At 72.6% G+C, this 21817-nt stretch carries 19 protein-coding genes; 13 read left to right on the forward strand and 6 right to left on the reverse strand.

Annotated features, from left to right (window positions below):
- Nucleotides 1-243: 243 nt before the first annotated feature.
- A complete protein-coding gene (locus ABZZ74_RS33575; RefSeq protein ID WP_356771435.1) occupies nucleotides 244-1008 on the reverse strand; it encodes a hypothetical protein in 765 nt (254 codons plus the stop codon).
- A gap of 60 nt (nucleotides 1009-1068) precedes the next feature.
- Between ABZZ74_RS33575 and ABZZ74_RS33580 the strand changes: the two genes are divergently transcribed.
- Nucleotides 1069-1863: an adenosylcobinamide-GDP ribazoletransferase gene (locus ABZZ74_RS33580; protein ID WP_356771437.1), complete on the forward strand. Its 795-nt coding sequence runs from the start codon at nucleotides 1069-1071 to the stop codon at nucleotides 1861-1863.
- A gap of 16 nt (nucleotides 1864-1879) precedes the next feature.
- Here ABZZ74_RS33580 and ABZZ74_RS33585 read toward each other — a convergent pair whose 3' ends face one another.
- Nucleotides 1880-2677, reverse strand: a complete 798-nt coding sequence (locus tag ABZZ74_RS33585; RefSeq protein ID WP_356771439.1) for an endo alpha-1,4 polygalactosaminidase — start codon at nucleotides 2675-2677, stop codon at nucleotides 1880-1882.
- A 239-nt stretch (nucleotides 2678-2916) separates the two neighbouring features.
- Between ABZZ74_RS33585 and ABZZ74_RS33590 the strand changes: the two genes are divergently transcribed.
- The 3 genes from ABZZ74_RS33590 (at nucleotide 2917) to sucB (ending at nucleotide 7940) form a co-directional block, all read left to right on the forward strand.
- The gene (locus tag ABZZ74_RS33590; protein ID WP_356771441.1) at nucleotides 2917-4443 is read left to right on the forward strand and encodes a leucyl aminopeptidase; all 1527 of its coding nucleotides are present in this window, start codon (nucleotides 2917-2919) and stop codon (nucleotides 4441-4443) included.
- Between the two features lie 242 nt (nucleotides 4444-4685).
- A complete protein-coding gene (gene lpdA / locus ABZZ74_RS33595) occupies nucleotides 4686-6074 on the forward strand; it encodes a dihydrolipoyl dehydrogenase (RefSeq protein WP_165954800.1) in 1389 nt (462 codons plus the stop codon).
- Between the two features lie 60 nt (nucleotides 6075-6134).
- The gene (sucB, locus tag ABZZ74_RS33600; protein ID WP_356771443.1) at nucleotides 6135-7940 is read left to right on the forward strand and encodes a 2-oxoglutarate dehydrogenase, E2 component, dihydrolipoamide succinyltransferase; all 1806 of its coding nucleotides are present in this window, start codon (nucleotides 6135-6137) and stop codon (nucleotides 7938-7940) included.
- A 76-nt stretch (nucleotides 7941-8016) separates the two neighbouring features.
- Here sucB and ABZZ74_RS33605 read toward each other — a convergent pair whose 3' ends face one another.
- Entirely contained in the window at nucleotides 8017-8718 is a 702-nt protein-coding gene (locus tag ABZZ74_RS33605; RefSeq protein WP_356771445.1) for a hypothetical protein, read from the reverse strand.
- 256 nt (nucleotides 8719-8974) lie between these two features.
- Here ABZZ74_RS33605 and ABZZ74_RS33610 point away from each other — a divergent pair, with 256 nt between their 5' ends.
- The 5 genes from ABZZ74_RS33610 to ABZZ74_RS33630 all read left to right on the forward strand — a co-directional run bounded on the left by ABZZ74_RS33610 (nucleotide 8975) and on the right by ABZZ74_RS33630 (nucleotide 15122).
- Complete coding sequence (locus ABZZ74_RS33610) at nucleotides 8975-9598, forward strand: GntR family transcriptional regulator (protein ID WP_356771447.1); 624 nt, start codon at nucleotides 8975-8977, stop codon at nucleotides 9596-9598.
- 259 nt (nucleotides 9599-9857) lie between these two features.
- A complete protein-coding gene (aceE, locus tag ABZZ74_RS33615) occupies nucleotides 9858-12560 on the forward strand; it encodes a pyruvate dehydrogenase (acetyl-transferring), homodimeric type (protein WP_356771449.1) in 2703 nt (900 codons plus the stop codon).
- An 81-nt stretch (nucleotides 12561-12641) separates the two neighbouring features.
- On the forward strand, nucleotides 12642-13616 hold the full coding sequence (locus tag ABZZ74_RS33620) for a YafY family protein (protein ID WP_356771451.1): 975 nt from the start codon (nucleotides 12642-12644) through the stop codon (nucleotides 13614-13616).
- A 355-nt stretch (nucleotides 13617-13971) separates the two neighbouring features.
- On the forward strand, nucleotides 13972-14490 hold the full coding sequence (locus tag ABZZ74_RS33625) for a DUF4240 domain-containing protein (RefSeq protein ID WP_356771546.1): 519 nt from the start codon (nucleotides 13972-13974) through the stop codon (nucleotides 14488-14490).
- A gap of 92 nt (nucleotides 14491-14582) precedes the next feature.
- Entirely contained in the window at nucleotides 14583-15122 is a 540-nt protein-coding gene (locus ABZZ74_RS33630; protein WP_356771453.1) for a carboxymuconolactone decarboxylase family protein, read from the forward strand.
- Nucleotides 15123-15133: 11 nt separating this feature from the next.
- Here ABZZ74_RS33630 and ABZZ74_RS33635 read toward each other — a convergent pair whose 3' ends face one another.
- Entirely contained in the window at nucleotides 15134-15379 is a 246-nt protein-coding gene (locus ABZZ74_RS33635; protein ID WP_356771455.1) for a hypothetical protein, read from the reverse strand.
- A 92-nt stretch (nucleotides 15380-15471) separates the two neighbouring features.
- Here ABZZ74_RS33635 and ABZZ74_RS33640 point away from each other — a divergent pair, with 92 nt between their 5' ends.
- Nucleotides 15472-16599, forward strand: coding sequence for a peptidoglycan bridge formation glycyltransferase FemA/FemB family protein (locus tag ABZZ74_RS33640; RefSeq protein ID WP_356771457.1), 1128 nt, complete (start codon nucleotides 15472-15474; stop codon nucleotides 16597-16599).
- A 1-nt stretch (nucleotide 16600) separates the two neighbouring features.
- On the opposite strand, the gene ABZZ74_RS33645 is transcribed toward ABZZ74_RS33640, so the two are convergent.
- Complete coding sequence (locus tag ABZZ74_RS33645; RefSeq protein WP_356771459.1) at nucleotides 16601-17416, reverse strand: peptidoglycan recognition protein; 816 nt, start codon at nucleotides 17414-17416, stop codon at nucleotides 16601-16603.
- A 180-nt stretch (nucleotides 17417-17596) separates the two neighbouring features.
- On the opposite strand from ABZZ74_RS33645, the gene ABZZ74_RS33650 reads away from it, so the two are divergent.
- On the forward strand, nucleotides 17597-18781 hold the full coding sequence (locus tag ABZZ74_RS33650; protein WP_356771461.1) for a MarP family serine protease: 1185 nt from the start codon (nucleotides 17597-17599) through the stop codon (nucleotides 18779-18781).
- A 3-nt stretch (nucleotides 18782-18784) separates the two neighbouring features.
- Here ABZZ74_RS33650 and ABZZ74_RS33655 read toward each other — a convergent pair whose 3' ends face one another.
- On the reverse strand, nucleotides 18785-19273 hold the full coding sequence (locus tag ABZZ74_RS33655) for a GNAT family N-acetyltransferase (RefSeq protein WP_356771463.1): 489 nt from the start codon (nucleotides 19271-19273) through the stop codon (nucleotides 18785-18787).
- 61 nt (nucleotides 19274-19334) lie between these two features.
- Here ABZZ74_RS33655 and ABZZ74_RS33660 point away from each other — a divergent pair, with 61 nt between their 5' ends.
- Together ABZZ74_RS33660 and ABZZ74_RS33665 are read left to right on the forward strand one after the other, a co-directional pair.
- On the forward strand, nucleotides 19335-20228 hold the full coding sequence (locus ABZZ74_RS33660; protein WP_356771465.1) for a TIGR01777 family oxidoreductase: 894 nt from the start codon (nucleotides 19335-19337) through the stop codon (nucleotides 20226-20228).
- A gap of 184 nt (nucleotides 20229-20412) precedes the next feature.
- Nucleotides 20413-21816 (forward strand): NAD(P)/FAD-dependent oxidoreductase, encoded by a 1404-nt coding sequence (locus ABZZ74_RS33665; RefSeq protein ID WP_356771467.1) that lies wholly within the window; start codon nucleotides 20413-20415, stop codon nucleotides 21814-21816.
- Nucleotide 21817: the final 1 nt, after the last annotated feature.

The raw sequence follows: 21817 nt of genomic DNA on the forward strand, positions 1-21817 counted from the left end.
GGGTGGTCACGGCGTCGGGTTGACCGCGGGGCCGGCCCTTCGGCATGTGGAGAGGGTCGGAGCGGCGGTCACCGCGGAATCACCCCCCGAGGAACTCAGGGTGGGGCAGGAACCCGGCGATCGAGAACTCGGGCCGCGAACGGGGCGGGGTGCCTCCGGCCCGTCCTTCGGCATGCGGTGAGGACCGGAGCTGCGGACGTCGCGGGTCGCAGCGCCCTTCTCCAGGCTTCGGCCGCGGCCGTGTCAGTGGTGGTCGAGGGCTCGGGTCGGGAGGGGGTCGGGTTTGCCGCCGATCCAGTCCTGGAGTCTGCGGCGGGGGCCGAACCAGCGGCGGTCGCGGTGGTAGGCGCGCAGGGTGGCCTTGGCGCGGGCGCGGGGGCGGCGCCGGTAGAAGCGGCGGGCCCAGGGCGAGCCGGGGCGGGCGAGCCGGACCAGGCCGATCAGCCCGACCAGCGGGACGATCACGCTGAAGATCGCCATCCGCGGCTTGCCCTTGGTCAGGACGAGCAGGGCGAAGGCGAAGTTGATCACGACCGTGGAGATCACGCTGCCCCGGTCCTGGAGTTCGGCCTGGCTCATGTCGTTGACGCCGAACGGCGCGAACCCGGCGAGGAGCAGCCCGACCAGGGCCGCCGTCAGGACGACGACCTCGACGCTGCGGCGGCCCTGCTCGGTCCAGTAGACGTCGTCGAGATGGACGATCAGCGCGAACTCGTCCAGGACCAGCCCCGCTCCCATCCCGAACAGCACCGCGCACAGTGCGGCCCCGAAACCGTGCCGGTCACTGGCCACCGCCCCGAACCCGCCCACGACGGTGAGCACGACGCCGGGCACCACGTGGTGGATGTGCAGTCCGCCCGCCTTGACGTTCCCGAAGGGCCCCTTGCCCGCCCGGATGAGCCGGGTGATGAGCCGGGTGACGAAGAACGTCAGTACGAACGCGGTCAGGGCGAGCAGCAGCGGCAGCTTGCCCGGCTCGACGATGTTGCGCTGCAGCCAATGTCCCATATGCGCACTTTAGCGATGGCCGCCGCAGACCTCCTCCCGACCGCCGGGTAACCTGCGCCGGTGCCCGAACCCTCCAAGACGCCCTGGCCGGACGGCCTCCGCTTCGCCTTCGGCACGCTGACCGTGCTGCCCGTGAAGGTGACCCGCTGGGACCGGGACGCGGCACGCGCCGGCATGCTGTGCGCCCCGGTCGCCGGGCTGGTCGTCGGCGGCTGCGCGGCCCTGGCCGGCGTACTGCTGCTGGCGCTGGGCGCGGGCGCCCTGCTCGCCGCCGTCGCCTCCGCCGCCGTACCCGCCGTTCTCACCCGGGGTCTGCACCTGGACGGCCTCGCGGACACCGCGGACGGGCTGGGCAGCGGGAAACCCGCCGAGGACGCGCTGCGGATCATGAAGCAGTCGGACATTGGCCCGTTCGGGGTCATCACCCTGGTCTTCGTGCTGCTGGCCCAGGTGGCCGCGCTGGCGCAGGCGTACGGCGGCTCATGGGGGCGGGGCGCGCTGGCCGCCGTCGTCTCGGCGACCGCGGCCCGGCTCGCCCTTACCCTCGCCGCGCGGGAGGGCGTGCCCGCCGCGCGGCCGGAGGGGCTGGGCGCGGCGGTCGCGGGAGTGGTTCCGAGGCGGGGCGCGCTGGTCGCGGCGGTCGTGGTGACCGGGCTCGCGGCGGGGGCGGGGGCTCTGCTGGGGACGTACGACATGGTCCGGGCGCCGATGGCGGTGCTCGCCGCCGTCGCCGTCGCCGAAGTCCTCCTGCGCCACTGCACCCGCCGCTTCGGCGGGGTGACCGGCGATGTGTTCGGAGGGCTCGCGGAGACGGCGGCGACGGTGTCGCTGGTGGTGCTGTCGCTGGGGCGTTAGGGCGTGTCGTCGCCGGTCAGCAGGGGCGGCGCCAGGCGTCCAGGTCGTACTTCTTGAGCATCGAGCTGAACTTCAGGCGCCGGGTCTCGGGGCAGAAGCGGCTCGTCGGGAGTTCGTACTCCACGTGGAAGACAGCCTTGTCCGCGGCGATGAAGGGTTTCATGGCGGCGCACTCGCCGTACTGGGCGCACTGTTCGTTGACCGCGAAGTCGAAGTCCTTGACGAGGGCCGGGATCTGGTCGAGGTCGTTCTTCAGGCCGACGGCCATGCCCCGGTCGTGGGCGAGCCGGGCGATGAGCCGGTTGTAGCGGAGCTGGTCGGCGGCCTTGAGGGGGAAGCCGGTGCTGTTCTTGTAGCCGTCCATGTTGTCCGGCTCCACCGCGTCGAAGCCCTTCTCGCGGCACATGTCGAGGCGGGCCGCCATCAGCGGTTCCAGGACGTCCGTCCTGCGGATGTCGAACCAGCGCTCGCCCTTCCAGCCATTGCCCTTGCCGATCACCGACTTGGGGAACTTCTTCGCGTCGGGCCGCCAGTCCTCCCAGGCGCCGGTCGAGACGTAGCAGATGACCTTGCGGTCCTCGTCGTGCAGCGCGCCCACCGTGGCCCTGGACTGGTCGAAGCCGTCGATGTCGTAGACGGGCACGTCGACGGAGGTGTCGAGCCGGCCGTTGAGCTGCCACTGCCAGGCCACCCCGGGGCGCGGCTGCCAACGCCCGCCGGAGGAACCGGAGTCGGAGTCCGGGGCGGAGTCGGTCGCGGTGCCGCAGCCCGTCAGCAGGAGAAGGGTGGCGAGCAGGAGTATCGGGCGTTTCACGGTGGGGCTCCAGAGGTGGGGAGGGTCGCCCGAGGATGATCTCCGATCCCAGGTGAACACGTCCTCAGGAATGAGTGAACGCACGCACGCGCGTAGGCTCAGCGGCAGTGTTCGCCGCACCGGGGAAGGCCCCGCGGAAACCGCACCCTCAGGTCGCATCTAGGGTCGGCTGTCGGGCCCGGTCGACCCACACCGATCGACCACAGGAACCTCACATTCGGAAGCGAGATTTCACCACCGTGACTGCTCTCACTCTCAGCACCGCCGCGGCGCCCGGCCTGCGGGCCGACGCGATCGTGATCGGTGTCGCCAAGGGCGCGAAGAACCCGGTCGTCGCGCCGGGCGCCGAGGCCGTCGACAAGGCCTACGGCGGCAGCCTCGCCGGCGTCCTGGAAACCCTCGGTGCCTCCGGCGCCGAGGGCGAGGTGACGAAGCTGCCCGCGCCCTCCGGCTTCAAGGCCCCGCTCGTGCTGGCGGTCGGCCTGGGCGCCGAGCCCGAGAAGGACGCCGGCTACGCCGCCGAGTCCCTGCGCAAGGCCGCCGGCGCCGCCGCCCGCGCCCTCACCGGCACCAAGAAGGCCGCCTTCGCCCTGCCCGTCACCGACGCCGCCGATGTCGGCGCGATCGGCGAGGGCGTGCTGCTGGGCGCGTACTCCTTCGACGTCTACAAGGAGAACGGCAAGGACCCGAAGGCGCGGAACGGCAAGGCGCCGCTCGCCGAGGCCGCGCTGCTCGGTGCCCGGCCCCGGGACAAGGAGCACAAGGCCGCCGTCGAGCGGGCCGTCGCCGTCGCCGAGGAGCTCAACCGCGCGCGCGACCTCATCAACACCCCGCCGAACGACCTCAACCCGGAGGCGTTCGCGGCGATCGCCTCGGCCGCGGCCAAGGAGCACGGCATCAAGGTGCAGGTGCTCGACGTGAAGGCCCTGGAGAAGGGCGGCTACGGCGGCATCCTGGGCGTCGGCGCGGGATCGGCGTCGGGGCCGCGGCTGGTGAAGCTGTCGTACACCTCCTCCAAGGCGAAGAAGCACCTCGCGTTCGTCGGCAAGGGCATCACCTACGACTCGGGCGGCATCTCGCTGAAGCCGGCCGGGCACAACGAGACGATGAAGTGCGACATGAGCGGTGCCGCCGCGGTCTTCGCGGCCGTGGTCGCCGCCGCGCGTCTCGGCCTCGAGGTGAACGTCACCGGGTGGCTGGCGCTCGCCGAGAACATGCCGTCCGGGTCCGCCACGCGCCCCGGTGACGTGCTGCGCATGTACAGCGGCAAGACCGTCGAGGTGCTCAACACCGACGCCGAGGGCCGGCTGGTGCTGGCCGACGCGCTGTGGGCCGCCTCGCAGGAGAAGCCGGACGCCATCGTCGACGTCGCGACCCTCACCGGCGCGATGATGCTGGCGTTGGGCAGCCGGACGTTCGGGATCATGGCGAACGACGACGCGTTCCGCTCCGCCGTGCACGAGGCCGCCGAGGAGGTCGGCGAGCCGGCCTGGCCGATGCCGCTGCCGGAGCACCTGCGCAAGGGCATGGACTCCCCCACCGCCGACATCGCCAACATGGGCGAGCGCATGGGCGGCGGCCTGGTCGCCGGTCTCTTCCTGCGCGAGTTCGTGGGCGAGGGCATCACCTGGGCCCACCTGGACATCGCGGGCCCGGCCTTCAACGACGGCGGCCCCTTCGGGTACACCCCCAAGGGCGGTACGGGTACGGCGGTACGGACGCTGGTGCGGCTGGCGGAGCTGACCGCCGCCGGTGACCTGGGCTGATATCGACCCGGTCGAGGGGGCTCCGCACGCGGGTAGCGCGGAGCCCCCTTTTCGGTGAGCGCTCAACTGAACGTGGGACGTCTCACACACCGGCCCGGCGTCTCGTTCCCCCCTGACAAGTGCGAAGATGGGCCACGGCAGGACAGGGCCCCCACCACAGGGCCGAAGACAAGAGCGGCCGGACACCAGCCGCCGACCGGTCACCGCTGACCGGCGTGGCGCACATGCATGGAGGACGTGACGTGGCGAACGACGCCAGCACCGTTTTCGACCTAGTGATCCTCGGCGGTGGTAGTGGCGGTTACGCCGCGGCCCTGCGCGGGGCGCAGCTGGGCCTGGACGTCGCCCTGATCGAGAAGGACAAGGTCGGCGGTACCTGCCTGCACCGGGGATGCATCCCCACCAAGGCCCTGCTGCACGCGGGCGAGATCGCCGACCAGGCCCGCGAGAGCGAGCAGTTCGGCGTGAAGGCCTCCTTCGAGGGCATCGACATCGCGGGAGTCCACAAGTACAAGGACGGCGTGATCTCCGGCCTGTACAAGGGCCTGCAGGGTCTCGTCGCCTCGCGGAAGGTGACGTACATCGAGGGCGAGGGGCGTCTGTCCTCCCCCACCTCCGTCGACGTCAACGGACAGCGCGTCCAGGGCCGTCACGTCCTGCTGGCGACCGGCTCCGTGCCGAAGTCGCTGCCGGGCCTGGAGATCGACGGCAACCGGATCATCTCCTCCGACCACGCCCTCGTCCTGGACCGCGTGCCGAAGTCCGCGATCATCCTCGGCGGCGGTGTCATCGGCGTCGAGTTCGCCTCCGCCTGGAAGTCCTTCGGTGCGGACGTCACCGTCATCGAGGGCCTCAAGCACCTCGTCCCGGTCGAGGACGAGAACTCCTCGAAGCTTCTCGAGCGCGCGTTCCGCAAGCGCGGGATCAAGTTCAACCTCGGCACCTTCTTCCAGAAGGCCGAGTACACCCAGGACGGTGTCAAGGTCACCCTCGCCGACGGCAAGGAGTTCGAGGCCGAGATCCTGCTGGTCGCCGTCGGCCGCGGCCCGGTCTCGCAGGGCCTGGGCTACGAGGAGCAGGGTGTCGCCATGGACCGCGGCTACGTCCTGGTCGACGAGTACATGCGCACCAACGTCCCGACCATCTCCGCCGTCGGTGACCTCGTCCCGACGCTCCAGCTCGCGCACGTCGGCTTCGCCGAGGGCATCCTGGTGGCGGAGCGTCTGGCCGGTCTGAAGACCGTCCCGATCGACTACGACGGTGTCCCCCGGGTCACGTACTGCCACCCGGAGGTCGCCTCCGTGGGCATCACCGAGGCCAAGGCCAAGGAGATCTACGGCGCGGACAAGGTCGTCGCTCTGAAGTACAACCTCGCGGGCAACGGCAGGAGCAAGATCCTGAACACCTCGGGCGAGATCAAGCTCGTCCAGGTCAAGGACGGTGCCGTGGTCGGCGTCCACATGGTCGGCGACCGCATGGGCGAGCAGGTCGGCGAGGCCCAGCTGATCTACAACTGGGAGGCGCTGCCCGCGGAGGTCGCCCAGCTCATCCACGCCCACCCGACGCAGAACGAGGCGCTCGGCGAGGCCCACCTGGCCCTGGCCGGCAAGCCGCTGCACGCGCACGACTGACCCTCGGTCGACGAACGCGACGACTCAGACTTCCGCAATTCGTAAGGAGCAACCGAAACCATGGCGGTTTCCGTAACCCTTCCGGCGCTCGGCGAGAGCGTCACCGAGGGCACTGTCACCCGCTGGCTGAAGGCCGAGGGTGAGCGCGTCGAGGCCGACGAGCCGCTGCTCGAGGTCTCGACCGACAAGGTCGACACCGAGATCCCCTCGCCCGCTGCCGGTGTCCTCGCCTCCATCAAGGTCGCCGAGGACGAGACCGTTGAGGTCGGCGCCGAGCTGGCCGTCATCGACGACGGCAGCGGCGCCCCCGCGGCCGCCCCGGCCCCCGCCGCCGAGCCCGCCCCGGCCGCCGAGCCGGAGCCGGCCCCGCAGGCCGCCGCCCCGTCCACCGAGCAGGCCGCCCCGGCGCCCGCTCCCACCGCCGAGGCCGCGTCCGGCGGCGGCTCCGCCGAGGGCACGGACGTCGTCCTGCCCGCGCTCGGCGAGTCCGTCACCGAGGGCACCGTCACCCGCTGGCTGAAGTCGGTCGGCGACTCCGTCGAGGCCGACGAGCCGCTGCTCGAGGTCTCCACGGACAAGGTCGACACCGAGATCCCGGCGCCCACCTCCGGTGTGCTGCTCGAGATCACGGTCGGCGAGGACGAGACCGCCGAGGTCGGCGCCAAGCTCGCCGTCATCGGCGCCCCCGGTGCCGCCCCGTCCGCCGCTCCGGCTCCGGCCGCCCCGGCTCCGGCGCCCGCCGCCGCTGCCCCGGCCCCGGCCGCCCCCGCGGCTCCGGCGCCCGCTCCGGCCCCTGCGCCCGCCGCCCCGGCCGCGCCCGCCCCGGCTCCGGCTCCGGCCCAGGCCGCTGCTCCGGCCCCCGCGCCGGCCGCTCCGGCTCCGGTCACCCCGGCCGCCGCGCCCAGCGCCCCGACCGCCGCCCGGGCAACCGACGACGGCGCCTACGTCACCCCGCTGGTGCGCAAGCTCGCCGCCGAGAGCGGTGTCGACCTGGCCTCCGTCAAGGGCACCGGTGTCGGTGGCCGTATCCGCAAGCAGGACGTCGTCGCCGCCGCCGAGGCCGCCAAGGCCGCCGCCGCCGCTCCGGCTCCGGCCGCCGCTGCCGCCCCGGCCGCGAAGAAGGCTCCCACGCTGGAGGCCTCCCCGCTCCGTGGCCAGACCGTCAAGATGCCGCGCATCCGCAAGGTCATCGGCGACAACATGGTCAAGGCGCTGCACGAGCAGGCGCAGCTGTCCTCGGTCGTCGAGGTCGACGTCACCCGCCTGATGCGCCTGCGCGCCCAGGCCAAGGACTCCTTCGCCGCGCGCGAGGGCGTCAAGCTCTCCCCGATGCCGTTCTTCGTGAAGGCGGCGGCCCAGGCGCTGAAGGCCCACCCGGTCATCAACGCCAAGATCAACGAGGCCGAGGGCACGATCACCTACTTCGACACCGAGAGCATCGGTATCGCGGTGGACTCCGAGAAGGGCCTGATGACCCCGGTCATCAAGCACGCGGGCGACCTGAACATCGCCGGCATCGCGAAGGCCACGGCGGAGCTGGCCGGCAAGGTCCGCGCCAACAAGATCACGCCCGACGAGCTGTCCGGCGCGACCTTCACCATCTCCAACACCGGTTCGCGCGGTGCGCTCTTCGACACGATCATCGTGCCGCCGGGCCAGGTCGCGATCCTCGGCATCGGTGCCACGGTCAAGCGCCCGGCGGTCATCGAGACCGAGGAGGGCACGGTCATCGGCGTCCGCGACATGACCTACCTGACCCTCTCCTACGACCACCGTCTGGTGGACGGCGCCGACGCGGCCCGCTACCTGACCGCGGTCAAGGCGATCCTGGAGGCGGGCGAGTTCGAGGTCGAGCTCGGCCTCTGAGGTCCCGCGGTACGCGCGGTGCCCCCGTACGGAGCGATTCCGGCGGGGGCACCGCCATGTCCACTGCTCGTGTCCGCTACCGGGGCGTGAGGGTGTGGTCGCTCCAGTCCCAGAGGGTCTCCACCCACACGTTGGGCACGTCCAGGTGCGGCGCGTACGTCAAGTGCCGTGTCCGGTAGGCGCGCAGCACGTCGTAGGTGGCGTCGAGGCAGTCCCGGGAGGTCAGTTCGCCCGTGCTCGGGTCGATGCCGACGAGGAAGCCGCGGCTCTCCACGGTGCGGATCATCCGCCGGGCGGCGCCCACGTCACTCGTCGAGGACAGGACGCAGCGGTAACGGCTGTACGGGTGGGTGGACCTGCCGGGATAGTGCGCGTCCCGGGACATCTCGCTGAGCATGCGGGCGTACGTCCCCTGCGCGTGCCAGGCGCCGATGTTGCCACCGGGCGGGGTGTAGAGCTTGTTGGTGGGGTTCTCGACGGCGCCGTACACCCACTGGTCGGTGCCCGTGATCCGGAAGCCCCAGCCGACGTGCCCGAACTTCTGGGCGCCGTCCGGCTTGACGAAGACGCAGGCCCCGCCGCTCGCGCCGCCGCCCCGGGCCGCGGCCGCCATGTTCGCGATCTCCGCGCCGCCGGCGCTCGCGGCGCCGCTGCCGCTCGGCGCCCCGGACGCCGCCGTCGGTGTCGGACGGCACCCCGTGACGCCGACGACCGTGCAGGCGATCGCCGCCGCCACGACCGCCCAGCCGATCCTGCCGCGCTGTCCCCCGATGTTCATGCCTTACCCCCGATGTTCCAGGAGCGCCCCGCGCGGGAACTCCCTGCCGACCGCGACGGCGCGGGCGGCCGGGGGGTTCTGGCGGTGACACGGCGGTGACGACTCCGGGTCCTGTCCGGTACGGGTCTTTACAGGCGGCCTTGCCCTGTGAGGCGTGTAAGTCTCGTCTCACCTGCATGAAAGCGCCCCCGTGCGCCCCTCCCGAAAGCGCTCGCGGCCTTATTGTCTAAACGTCAAACGCCCTTAAGGAGCTCTCATGACCGCGCCCGTCGTCCACTCGCTGCGCGAACAGATCCGCGAGCACATCGTGGAGGGGATCGTCAGCGGGCGCTGGAAGCCGGGCGAGCGGATCGTGGAGCGACGTATCGCGACCGAGCTGGAGGTCAGCCAGACGCCGGTGCGGGAGGCGCTGCGGGAGCTGGAGTCGCTGCGGCTGATCGAGTCCGCGCCGAACAAGGGCGTACGGGTGCGGAACCTGACGGCGGCCGACCTGGAGGAGAGCTACCCGGTGCGGGCCGGCCTGGAGGCGATCGCCGCGGAGCTGGCGGCGGAGCGGCTGGCGCAGGACTGCTCGGCGCTGGAACCGCATGTCAGCGCACTGTACGAGGCGGACCGGGACTCCGACGGCACCGGGCAGGTGCGGCACACGGTCGGCTTCCACCGCGAGCTGGTGCGGGCGGCCGGCAACTCGGTGCTGCTGCACACCTGGGAGGGCCTGGGCATCGAGGTCTTCACGGCCCTGTCCATCCGCTGGCTGGGGACCGTCCAGCAGTCGTACGCGGAGGAGCACGAGGAGCTGGTGGCCGCGTTCCGGCGGCGGGACCCGCGAATCGCCGAGATCGTCAAGGCGCATGTCCTGGGCTGCGCGCCGCGCGCCTGACCGCAGCCGAGCGCAACCCCGCTCACCTGCGAAAACGCCTCATTATCGGCGGCACCCGGTGTCTTGGGGCGAGACACTCCGTGCCGACTTTCTCGTAATCAAGATATTTTGCCCTGGACCCTTTGATCGATCATCGATCAGGGAGTTATTGTCGCCGACGGACCTCCACCGAGGTCCCAGCCCTGTCCTGCCAAAGACCGAGGGCACCCCCGAACCCTTGCCGATGAGGGAACCCCCTTCGACTGAGGAAGGCGGCGACATGACCGACCCCAACGCCATCCAGCCGAGCGAGCTCGACCAGCTCCCGGACCGGGACCCGGAAGAGACCGCCGAATGGCAGGCCTCCCTGGACGCGGTCGCCGAGGCGGCGGGCCCGCACCGGGCCGCGTACCTGATGCGCCGGACGCTGGAGAGGGCCGAGGGCACCGGCATCGCGCTGCCCAAGCTCCTCGAGACCGACTACGTCAACACCATCCCCACCGCCGCCGAGCCGTCCGTGCCCGGTGACGAGGAGATGGAGCGCCGTATCACCGCGTGGAACCGCTGGAACGCGGCCGCGATGGTGACGCGGGGCTCGAAACACGGCGTCGGCGGCCACATCGCCACCTTCGCCTCCGCCGCCTGGCTCTACGAGACCGGCTTCAACCACTTCTTCCACGGCAAGGAGTCCGACGGCTCGGGCGACCAGCTCTACGTCCAGGGCCACGCCTCCCCCGGCATCTACGCCCGCGCCTTCCTCGACGGCCGCCTCACCGAGGCGCACCTCGACAACTTCCGCCAGGAGGCCGGCGGCAACGGCCTGCCGTCGTACCCGCACCCGCGCAGGCTGCCCTGGCTGTGGGAGTTCCCGACGGTGAGCATGGGCCTCGGCCCGCTGTCCGCCATCTACCAGGCGCGCTTCAACCGCTATCTCACGGCGCGCGGCATCAAGGACGTCTCGTCCTCGCACGTCTGGGCCTTCCTCGGCGACGGCGAGATGGACGAGCCGGAGTCCACGGCGGCCCTCGCTCTGGCCTCCCGCGAGGGCCTGGACAACCTGACCTTCGTCATCAACTGCAACCTGCAGCGCCTCGACGGCCCGGTCCGCGCCAACTTCAAGATCGTGCAGGAGCTGGAGGCCCAGTTCCGCGGCGCCGGCTGGAACGTCGTCAAGACGCTGTGGGGCACGGCCTGGGACGAGCTGTTCCAGCTCGACACCACGGGCGCGCTGGTACGCCGGCTGCGCGAGGTACCGGACGCCCAGGTGCAGACGTACCAGACGCGGGACGCGGCCTACATCCGCGAGGACTTCTTCGGCAAGGACCCGGCGCTCGTCGAGATGGCGAAGCTGCTGAGCGACGACAAGATCCTCGAGTGCTTCCGCCTCTCGCGCGGCGGTCACGAGGCCCGCAAGGTGTACGCGGCCTACAAGGCGGCCGTCGAGTTCAAGGGCGCGCCGACCGTGATCCTGGCGCAGACCGTCAAGGGCTTCACCCTCGGCGAGGGCTTCGCGTCGAAGAACGCCAACCACCAGATGAAGAAGCTGACGGTGGACGAGTTCAAGAACATGCGGGACCTTCTCGAACTGCCCATCTCCGACAGCCAGTTCGTCGACGGCGTGGTCCCCTACGGCCACCCCGGCGCCGACTCCCCCGAGGTGCGCTACCTCCAGGAGCGCCGCGCGGCCCTCGGCGGCCCGGCCCCGGCCCGCCGTACGCACGCGCTCGCGCCGCTGCCCGCCCCCGCCGAGAAGGCCTTCGCCTCCTTCGACAAGGGCTCCGGCTCGCAGAACGTGGCCACCACGATGGCCTTCGTCCGCCTCGTCAAGGACCTGGTCCGCGACAAGGAGACCGGGAAGCGCTGGGTGCCGATCGTCCCCGACGAGGCGCGCACCTTCGGCATGGAGTCGCTCTTCCCGTCCCTCGGGATCTACTCCCCCAAGGGCCAGACGTACGAGCCGGTCGACCGCGACCAGCTGATGTACTACAAGGAGGCCAAGAACGGCCAGATCCTCAACGAGGGGATCACCGAGGCCGGTTCGATGGCCGACTTCATCGCCGCGTCCACCGCGTACGCGACGCACGGCGAGGCGATGATCCCGTTCTACATCTTCTACTCGATGTTCGGCTGGCAGCGCACGGCCGACCAGATGTGGCAGCTCGGCGATCAGCTCGGGCGCGGCTTCCTGGTCGGCGCGACGGCCGGCCGTACGACCCTGACGGGCGAGGGCCTGCAGCACGCGGACGGCCACTCGCCGGTGATCGCGGCGACGAACCCGGCGGCGCTGTCGTACGACCCCGCCTTCGCCTACGAGATCGCGGTGATCGTCCGTGAGGGTCTGCGCCGGATGTACGGCGAGGCCAAGCCGGGCGAGGACCAGAACGTCTTCTACTACCTGACGGTCTACAACGAGCCGCTGCCGCAGCCGGCCAAGCCGCAGGGCCTCGGCATCGACGAGGGCATCGTCAAGGGCCTGTACCGCTTCAACACGGCGGAGTCCGCGGGCGTGACCGTCCCGGCCAACGCCCCGCGCATCCAGCTGCTGGGCTCCGGCACGGCGATCCACTGGACGCTGACGGCGCAGCGGCTGCTCGCCGAGGAGTGGGGCGTGGCGGCGGACGTGTGGTCGGCGACGTCCTGGACGGAGCTGCGCCGTGACGCGCTGGAGGCGGACGCGGCGCTGCTGCGGGGCGAGGATCGCGTGCCGTTCGTCCGTCAGGCCCTGCAGGGCGCGGAGGGCCCGGTGCTCGCGGTCTCCGACTACATGCGCCAGGTCCCGGACCAGATCGCGCAGTGGGTCGAGCAGGACTGGTCCTCGCTCGGTGCGGACGGCTTCGGCCTCTCCGACACCCGCGAGGCGGCCCGCCGCCACTTCGGCGTCGACGCCGAGTCGATCGTGGTGGCCGCCCTCGCCCAGCTCGCCCGCCGTGGCGAGGTGAAGGCGACGGCCGTGAAGGAAGCGCGCGAGAAGTACGGGCTGTAACACCTGCCGATCCACCGGCCGATACACGGGCCGATCGACGAGGCCCCCGCCACGGCGGGGGCCTCGTTGCATCATGACCCCATGCGCGCTGCCCGTCTCATCAAAATGGTGTTGTTGCTCCAGAACCGGGAGTCGATGACCGCCGCCGAGCTGGCGCGGGAGCTGGAGGTGTCCGAGCGGACCGTGACCCGGGACGCGCAGGCGTTGTCCGAGGCCGGGGTGCCGGTGTACGCCAACCGGGGGCGGGCCGGGGGGTACCGGCTCGTCGGCGGGTACCGGACGCGGCTGACGGGGCTGGCGCGCGGTGAGGCCGAGGCGTTGTTCCTGAGCGGGGTGCCGGGGGCGCTGCGCGAGATGGGGCTGGAGGACGCCGCGTCCGCCGCGCGGCTGAAGGTGTCGGCGGCGCTGCTGCCGTCCCTGCGGGACGCCTCCCGCAGCGCGGCCCAGCGGTTCCATCTGGACGCGCGCGCCTGGTTCCGGGAGCCGGAGACGCCCGAGCTGCTGCCGGTGATCGCCGAGGCCGTGTGGGAGGACCGCCGGCTCACCGCCCGCTACCGGCGTGGGGAGGGCGAGGTGGAGCGGTGCCTGGAGCCGTACGGGCTCGTGCTGAAGGCGGGCGTCTGGTACCTGTGCGCCCGCGTTCCGGAGACCGCCGCCCATCGCACTTACCGCCTGGACCGGTTCACCTCCGTCGTCCCCGACGGCGCCCGCTTCACCCGGGACGAGACCTTCGACCTGCCCGGCTTCTGGGCGGCGCACGCCGTGCGGTTCGCGCGGTCGATCCTGCACGCGGAGGTCGTCGTACGGCTGTCGGCGGCCGGGGCGCGGGCGCTGCCGTACGCCGTCGATCCGCAGGCCGCCCGGGAGGCGCTCGAACAGGCCGGCGCCCCGGGCGAGGACGGGTGGGTGACGGTGACCCTGCCGGTGGAGTCCGAGGAGGTCGCCCACGGCCAGCTGACGACCCTGGGCCCGGAGGCGGAGGTGCTGGCACCGCCCCGTCTGCGCGAACGCTTCGCCCGCGACGCGGTCCGGCTCGCCACGCTGTACGGCACATAACCCTCCGCCACCCACCGGCGGAGCCCGAGCAGATCGAGCACGGCCAGCCGACGGGCCTGGGCCCGAAGGTAGACGTGGCTGGCGCCGCCACGTCTGCGCGAGCGCTTCACGCGCGACGCGACCCGGCTCGCCACGCTGCACCGGACATAACCCTCCGCCACCCACCGGCGGACTCCAAGCAGATCGCCCAGGGCCAGCCGACGGGCCTGGGCCCCGAGGCGGAGGTGCTGGCGCCGCCGCGTCTGCGCGAGCGCTTCGCTCGCGACGCGGTCCGGCTCGCCGCGCTGTACGGGACATAACAATCCGCCGCACTCCACGTGCGCCCCACCCGCCCAGGGCCGATGCTGGACCCGTGATGGACGAGACGGAGTTCTGGGAGCTGGTGGACGCCACCCGCGAGGCCGCCGAGGGCGACCCCGAGGAGCAGGCCGACCTGCTCGTGGACCGGCTGCTCCAGCTGGAACCCGACATGGTCCTCGACTTCGCCCGTCATTTCGAGGCCCGCTACAACCGCGCGTACACCTGGGACCTGTGGGGCGCGGCCTGGGTGCTGCTCGACGGCGCCAGCGACGACGCGTTCGACTTCTTCCGCTGCTGGCTGATCGGTCAGGGGCGAGAGGTGTACGAGGGCGCCGTGCACCATCCCGACGCGCTGGCCGACCTCCTGGACGACTTCGACGAGGAACTCGACGGCGACGGCGAGGAGCTGGGGTACGCGGCCGACGACGCCTACCAGCAACTCACCGGTACCGTCGCCCCCGACCTCGGCATCGCGCCCGCCGCCCCCGAACCGGCGGGCGCGCCGGTCGACTTCGAGAACGAACGGGTGCTGGCGGAGCGGTACCCCAAACTGTGGGAGCGTTTCCGGGACTGAGCACACCACGTGCGTTTCAGGGACTGGCGCGGACCACGTCCGTTTTCAGCGACTGGCGCGGACCACTGCAGACATGGACTGTGAGGGGGGCCATGGCCCGGATCCCGTACCCGGAGCGCGACGCCGACGCCGTCGCCAGACTTCCCGTACCGCTCAACGCCTTCCGCATGCTCTCCCACGCCCCGCCGCTGACCGGCCCCGCGATCGACCTGGGCATGGCCGTGCTCGGCGAGTCCACGCTGTCCGCCCGGCTGCGGGAGCTGGTGATCCTGGCGGTGGCGGCCGGCACGGAGTGCGAGTACGAGGCGGTCCAGCACGGCCCGGTCGCGCTGCACTTCGGGGTGACCCCCGAACAGCTCGCGGCGATCGCGGAACGGCGGGCGAGCGGCGCGGAGTTCGACGCGGCGGAGTCGGCGGCGATCGGTGCGGCCTTCGAGCTGGTCTCCCGGTACACGCTCGCCGACGAGACCCTGGCGGCGCTGCGGGCCCGCTTCACCGACCGGCAGGTCGTCGAAGTGGTCACGACGGTCGGCTACTACGTGATGCTGGCGGGCCTGATGAACGGGCTCGGGGTGGACGTCGACCCGTCCGGCGAGCGGTTCCTCGGGCTGTCGGGCGACGCGGACCGATAACGGGCACGGCGTCAGGCCGCGCGGCGGCGGGCGGTGTCCGAGGGGATGTACGCCTGCGTCTGGTCGACCCTGACGGCGTGGTGCAGAGGGGCCGCGTTGGCCTGGTCGAGGGCGGAGGCGGTGACGGCGGCCGGGCCGAGGACGACGGCCGCGGCGGCGCAGAGGGCGGCCCAGGGACCACGGGCCACCCGGCCTCGACCGGCCGCCTTCTCCCGGGTGTTCGGGGTTTTCGTGATGTTCGTGTGGCTGCTGTTCATTTTCCCCACCTCCAGTCAGTACGTGTGCATGACCATAGGGAGGCCACCTCGGGGGGATCGGTGAGGCGGCTACGAGAAACCTGTGAGGCCCCATGAGCAGCCCCCACGTGAGGGAGATCAGCCGCGCGGACCACCTGGCCCACCTCCGGACGCATCCCGACGCGAGCCATCTGCAGATACCGGAGTGGGGCGATGTGAAGCCCGACTGGCTGGCGGAGAGCGTCGGCTGGTTCGAGGACGGGGCGCTGGTCACGGCCGCGCTCGTGCTGTACCGGCCGCTGCCCGGCACCCGGCGCTTCCTCGCCTACCTCCCTGACGGCCCGGCGATCGACTGGCGCGCCCCGCGTCTGGAACGCCGACTCGACCCGCTGCTCGCCCACGTGGAGCGGCGCGGCGCGTTCTCCGTGCGGATCGGGCCCCCGCTCGTCGTGCGCCACTGGGAACCGGCGACCGTGGCGGCGGGCATCGCCGATCCCGACGCACGGCATCTGCGCGACCTCGCCCCCGACGGTGTGGACGGCTATGCGCTGGACGTCGCCGAGCGGCTGGGGCGGCTCGGGTGGCGGCGGTGCGCGGAGGAGGACGAGGGCGGCTTCGGGGTCGGTCAGCCGCGCTACGGCTGCCATGTACCGCTGGCCGGGCGGACGTCGGACGAGCTGCGCGCCGGACTCGCCCCGCACTTCGAGCAGTCGCTGCGCACGGCCGAGTCGGCGGGTGTGCGGGTCGGCTGGGGTGCGGCCGTCGATCTGCCGGACTTCCACCGCCTGTACACGCAGACGGCCGCCCACGACGGCTTCAAGGCCCGCCCGCTGGACTACTTCGGGCGGATGTGGAAGGCGCTGAACGCCGAGGACGACGACCGGCTGCGGCTGTATCTCGCCGAGTACGACGGCGAGGTCCTCTCCGCCGCGCTCATGATCAACGCGGGCCCCCGTTCCTGGCACTCGTACGCGGCCTCCGGTCGCCGGGGGCGTGAACTACGGCCCAGCAGCTCGCTGTTGTGGCGGATGCTGTGCGACGCGCGGGCCGCGGGCGCCGACGTCTACGACCTGCGGTCCATCGCGCCGGCGCTCACGGAGGGTCGGTTGCTGGGCCGGCTGCGCTTCAAGACGGGTGCGGGCGGCCGGGCCGTGGAGTACCTCGGGGAGTGGGAGCTGCCCGTGGGGAGTCAGGGGAAGGTGCTGCAGCGGGCGTTGAACGCCTATCTCGGGCGCCGGTGAGCTACCCGTTCCGGCCCTGCAGCCGCGCGGCCCGCTCCCTGATCTCCGGGAGGCGGGCGATGAGGGAGGCGCCGGGGCAGCTGGTCATGTAGGCGTCCTTGTGGCCGGCGAGGGCCGGGAGGGTGGCCGTGGCGCCGGCGCGGTAGCGGCTGAGGCTGTTGCTGGAGGTGAGCCGTACCCGGGCGCGCGGGTCGATGTCGGACAGGCCGAGTTTCCAGGCGGCGAGGGCGGCGATGGCGTCGGCCATGGCCGGGGGCACGGGGACGCCGGCGGTGAAGGTGCCGAGGGCGGCGATGCCGGCCGTACGGTGGTTGAAGCCCTGGGTGTGGGCGCCGGTGACGGCGCGGTCCGTGCCGCCCGCGCGGCCCTCGTAGATGGTGCCGCACCGGTCGACGAGGAAGTTGTAGCCGATGTCGTCCCAGTTCCGGGCGCCAGTCTGGCCCGCGTAGAGGTAGCGGATGATGCGGGGCGCGTCGGCGCAGTCGTAGCCGTTGGGCGAGTCGGTGTGGTGGACGAAGACCGCGAGGACCTTGTCGTCGTAGCGCGGGGGCGGCTGCGCGTGCCGCGCCAGGTCGTCCAGCCAGGCCGAGCGCGGCACGATATGGGGCTTCGGCGCGGAGTGAGCGGGAGCGGCGGGGCGGGCCACGACGGCCGGCGGGGCGGCCTGGCGGTCGGTCGCGCGCTGGACGCCGTCCACGCACAGCACGAGCCCGACGACCGCGGCCAGACCGGGCACACAGGCGACGAGCACGCGGGCGGCACGGGCCCCCTTCGACCTCCCCGCTCCCCCGGTTCCCCGCGATCTTCGGACACACATGCGTCCACTCTCGGCCGTATCCCCCGCGCCCGCGATGTGTGCTGTGCCACCCGGTGGAACCATCGTCCTGGTCCGCGACGTTTTTCCGGGTGGAAGGGGCAGGGGGGAGACACACACCCGCGCGGCTGATCATCGGGCCGGTCCCGCGCGTACATAGGGGTCTGAGAGAAAGGCGGCTCTGTGGACCTGCTCGACATCCTGCTGATGCTGGTGGTTCTGGCCTATGCGGCATCCGGCTACCGGCGGGGACTGGTCGCCGGCTGTGTCTCGTTCGCCGGGTTCGTGGGCGGGGCCGTCATCGGCGTGTGGGTGCTGCCGTGGATGATGGACCTGGTCGAGGCGGGGACGACCCGGGCGACCGTCACCGCGGTGCTGACCGTGCTGATCCCGGCGGTGGTGGGACACGAGCTCGCGGGGCGGCTGGCGCTGCGGCTGCGGCGGGAGCTGGACGAGGGGCCGCTCAGGGTGGCCGACGGGATCGGCGGTGCCGCCGCCAACTCGATCGCCGTGCTGATCGTGGCCTGGGTCGCCGCGAGCGTCCTCGGTGCCTCCTCCTCGCCGCTGGTGACCACCGCGATCCGGGACTCGGCGCTGCTGCGTTCGGTGCAGAACCTCATGCCGGACACCACGCCCACCTGGTTCTCCCGGGCCACCACCGCGCTGACGCAGGCCGGCTTCCCGCAGGTGTTCAACCCGTTCGAGAACGAGTCCACGGCCGAGGTGGCCAAGCCCACCGGCGACAGCGTCACCGCCCGTGCCACCAGCGCGGCCAAGCTCAGCACCGTCAAGATCGAGGGCGTCTCCGGCGACCAGGGCCGCGAGGGCAGCGGGTTCGTGTACGCCGCCGAGCACGTGATGACCAACGCGCACGTGGTGGCCGGCATCGACGACCCGACCGTCCGCATCGGCGGGGTGGGGCGGTCGTACGACGCGCGGGTGGTGCTCTTCGACCCGAACAAGGACGTGGCCGTGCTGTACGTGCCGGGGCTGAGCGCACCGGTCCTGAAGTTCGACGACGGGGCCGAGCGGGGCGACTCCGCGGTGGTGGCCGGTTATCCGCAGGACGGCGACCTCAATCTGCAGGCGGCGACCGTGGCCAACCGGGTCAACGCCACCGGGCAGAACATCTACAGCGACCGCATGGTGACCCGGGAGATCTACTCGATCCGCTCCACCGTGCGTCCCGGCAACTCGGGCGGGCCGCTGCTGACCACCGACGGCCGGGTCTACGGCGTGGTCTTCGCCCGCTCGACCTCCGACAACGAGACCGGCTACGTCCTGACGGCGGACGAGGTGGCCTCCGACGCGGCCCGGGCGGCCGGCGCGACGGCGCCGGTGGACACGGGCGACCTGGTCAGTTCCTGACCGTCACAGGGCGCACCCCATGAGGACGTCGTCCACGTACTCGCCCTCCAGCAGGAACTCGCCGGGCAGCACGCCCTCCACCACGAACCCCTCGGCCTCGTACAGCCCGCGGGCCGGGGTGTTGTGCCCGAGCACGCGCAGGGTCAGCCGGCGCGCCCCCTGCCGGCGGGCCTCCTCCCGCACCGCCCGCAGCAGCGCCCGCGCGACCCCGGCCCCGCGCGCCTCCTCGGCGACGACGAGTCCCTGGATCTGCCGGACGTGGGAGTTGCAGGCCAGCGGGGTCGGGTAGCCCAGCCGGATGTAGCCGACGACCGCGCCGTCGACCTCGGCGACCAGATGGTCCCGGGGCCCGAACCGCTCGTTGTAGAAGGGCTCGTACGGCGGCCGTGGGCGAGGCTGCACGGAGTGCAGCGGCGACCAGGTGACCCGGTCGAGACGGCCCAGCGTGTCCTCGTCGTCGAGGGTGGCGTGGCGTATGTGCGGTACCGGCATGACGGCCACCTTACGGCCGACCCGACCGGGGCTTTACGTGTGCGGCCAGCAGAATGGGGGCATGGAACGTGCGCGAATCGCGGTGACCGGTGCGTCCGGGTTGATCGGGGGTGCGCTGGCGCGGTCCCTGACCGCCGACGGGCACCAGGTGGTGCGGCTGGTGCGGCGGGCCGCGCGGGCCGCGGACGAGGTGTGCTGGGACCCCGAGGGGCGGTACGTCGACACGGCGGGGCTCGCCGGGTGCGACGCCGTGGTCAACCTCGCGGGGGCCGGTGTGGGGAACCGGCGCTGGACGGACGCGTACAAGGCGCGGATCCGGGCCGGCCGGGTGCTCGGCACCGCCGCGCTGGCCGAGGCGATCGCCGCGCTCGACGACCGGCCGCGGGTGTTCGTCAACGGCAGCGCGATCGGCTACTACGGCGAGACCGGCGACCGGGTGGTCGACGAGAGCGCGCCCGCCGGGAGCGGGTTCCTGCCGGAGCTGTGCGTGGAGTGGGAGGCGGCCGCGGCACCGGCGCGGGAGGCGGGCGTGCGGACGGCGTTCGTACGGACGGGTCTGGTGGTGTCGCGCAAGGGCGGCGCCTGGGCCCGTCTGTTCCCCCTCTTCAAGGCGGGGCTCGGCGGGCGGATGGGAGACGGGCGGCAGTACTGGTCGTACGTCTCGCTGCACGACGAGGTGGCCGCGATCCGGCATCTCATCGACACCGACGGGCTGTCCGGGCCGTTCAACGTCACCGCCCCGAACCCGCTGACGAACCGTGAGATCACCGAGGCCATGGGGCGCGTGCTGCACCGGCCCACGTTCTTCACCGTGCCGGCGCCGGCGCTGCGGACCGTGCTCGGCGAGATGGCCGGGGATGTGCTGGGCAGCGCGCGGGTGGTGCCGAGGAGGCTGCTGGAGTCGGGGTTCACCTTCGCGTTCCCGGACATCGAGGGGGCCATCCGGGCGGCGTGAGGCGGGCACGGCGAGGACGCGACGACCACCGTCGACCATATGCGACCGGTGTGCGACCGTGCCCTGTCCATGCGCGACTCCCCTTGACCGATCACAGCCCTAACCTCGACCCGAACTCGGGTATCCCCGGAGCCAGTTGGGGGCATGACGTCTCCACCGGCCGCGCAACCTCGAGGAGGGGCACGTGCTTGAGCCCGCGTACCAGGCGGACGTCGTGATCGTGGGGGCCGGGGTGGCCGGCCTCTCGGCGGCGCATCGGCTGACCAGCGCAGGAGTGACGACCGCGGTCCTGGAGGCCGCGCCCTGGGTCGGGGGTCGGATGTCGACCGAGAAGGTCGACGGCTTCCGGCTCGACCGCATCGGACAGCTGCTGTCCACGGCGTATCCCGAACTGCGTCTCACCCCCGGCCTCGACGCCCTCGTCCTGCGCCTCTTCGCCCCGGGCGTCCTCGTCCACAGCGACGGCCGCCGCCACCTCGCCGGTGCGGTGCCGAGCGCGGGGGGCGCACGGGGCGCACTGCACGCCGTACGTGCGCTGGCGAGTGCGCCGAGGGTGACCTCCCCGTCCTGGGTGCCGTCGCTCGGCCGGGCGGGCGGTACGACGGCTCCGGACGTGCCCCGGGTGCGCGCCGCGGCCCCGCTGGGCGGCGCCGTCGACCAGGCGCGGCTGACCGCGGCGCTGGCCCGGCTCGCGGGCATGCCCGTCGAACGCCTGCTGTCCCGGCCCGAGTTGCCCGCGGCCCAGGCCCTTGCCGCACGGGGTGTACCGGCCCGCACCATCGACGGGTTTCTGCGGCCCCTGCTCGCCGCCCTGCTGTGCGACCCGGAGCTGACGACGTCCAGCCGGTGCGCCGATCTCGCGCTCAGGGCCTTCGCGGGCGGGCGGCTGTGTCTGCCGGAGGGCGGCGCCGAGACGCTGCCGGAGCTGCTGGCGCGGGCGCTGCCGCCGGGCACCGTGCACACCGGCGTCCGGGTGACCTCGGTGTCCACCAACTCCGTCGCCACGGCCGAGCACGGGGAGATCCGGTGCCGGGCCGTGCTGCTGGCGACGGACGCGCGGGCCGCGGCCGGGCTGCTGCCGGGCCTGCGCGTGCCGGACTTCCACCGGCTGACGGTGGTCCACCACACCACGGACGAGCCGCCGGCGACGGGGGCGGCCCTTCTCCTCGACGCCGACCGCGGGGGGCCGGTGGCCCACACGGCCGTGGTCAGCGCGGTGGACCCGAACCGGGCGCCGGCGGGCCGGGTGCTGGTCTCCTCCACGGTCCTGGGGCCGCCCCCGGCCGACCTGGACACCGCCGTGCGCACGCATCTGGCGCGCCTGTACGGCACGTCGACGCGCCGCTGGGAGACGCTGGCCGTCCACCACACCGCCGAGGCCGTGCCGGCCATGCGGCCCCCGCACGACCTCCGCCGCCCGGTACGCCTCCTGGCCGGCCTCTACGTCTGCGGGGACCACCGGGACACCAGCACGGTCCAGGGAGCCCTGCACTCGGCCCACCGAGCCGCGACAGCCATCCTGACGGACCTGGGAGCTGCGGGCTCGACGCAGCAGGCGGACCCCCTCCCATCGACGAGGGCCGCCTGAA

Origin of the sequence: Streptomyces sp. NPDC006476 (assembly GCF_040612015.1) — a bacterium.
GTDB lineage: Bacteria > Actinomycetota > Actinomycetes > Streptomycetales > Streptomycetaceae > Streptomyces > Streptomyces griseorubiginosus_B.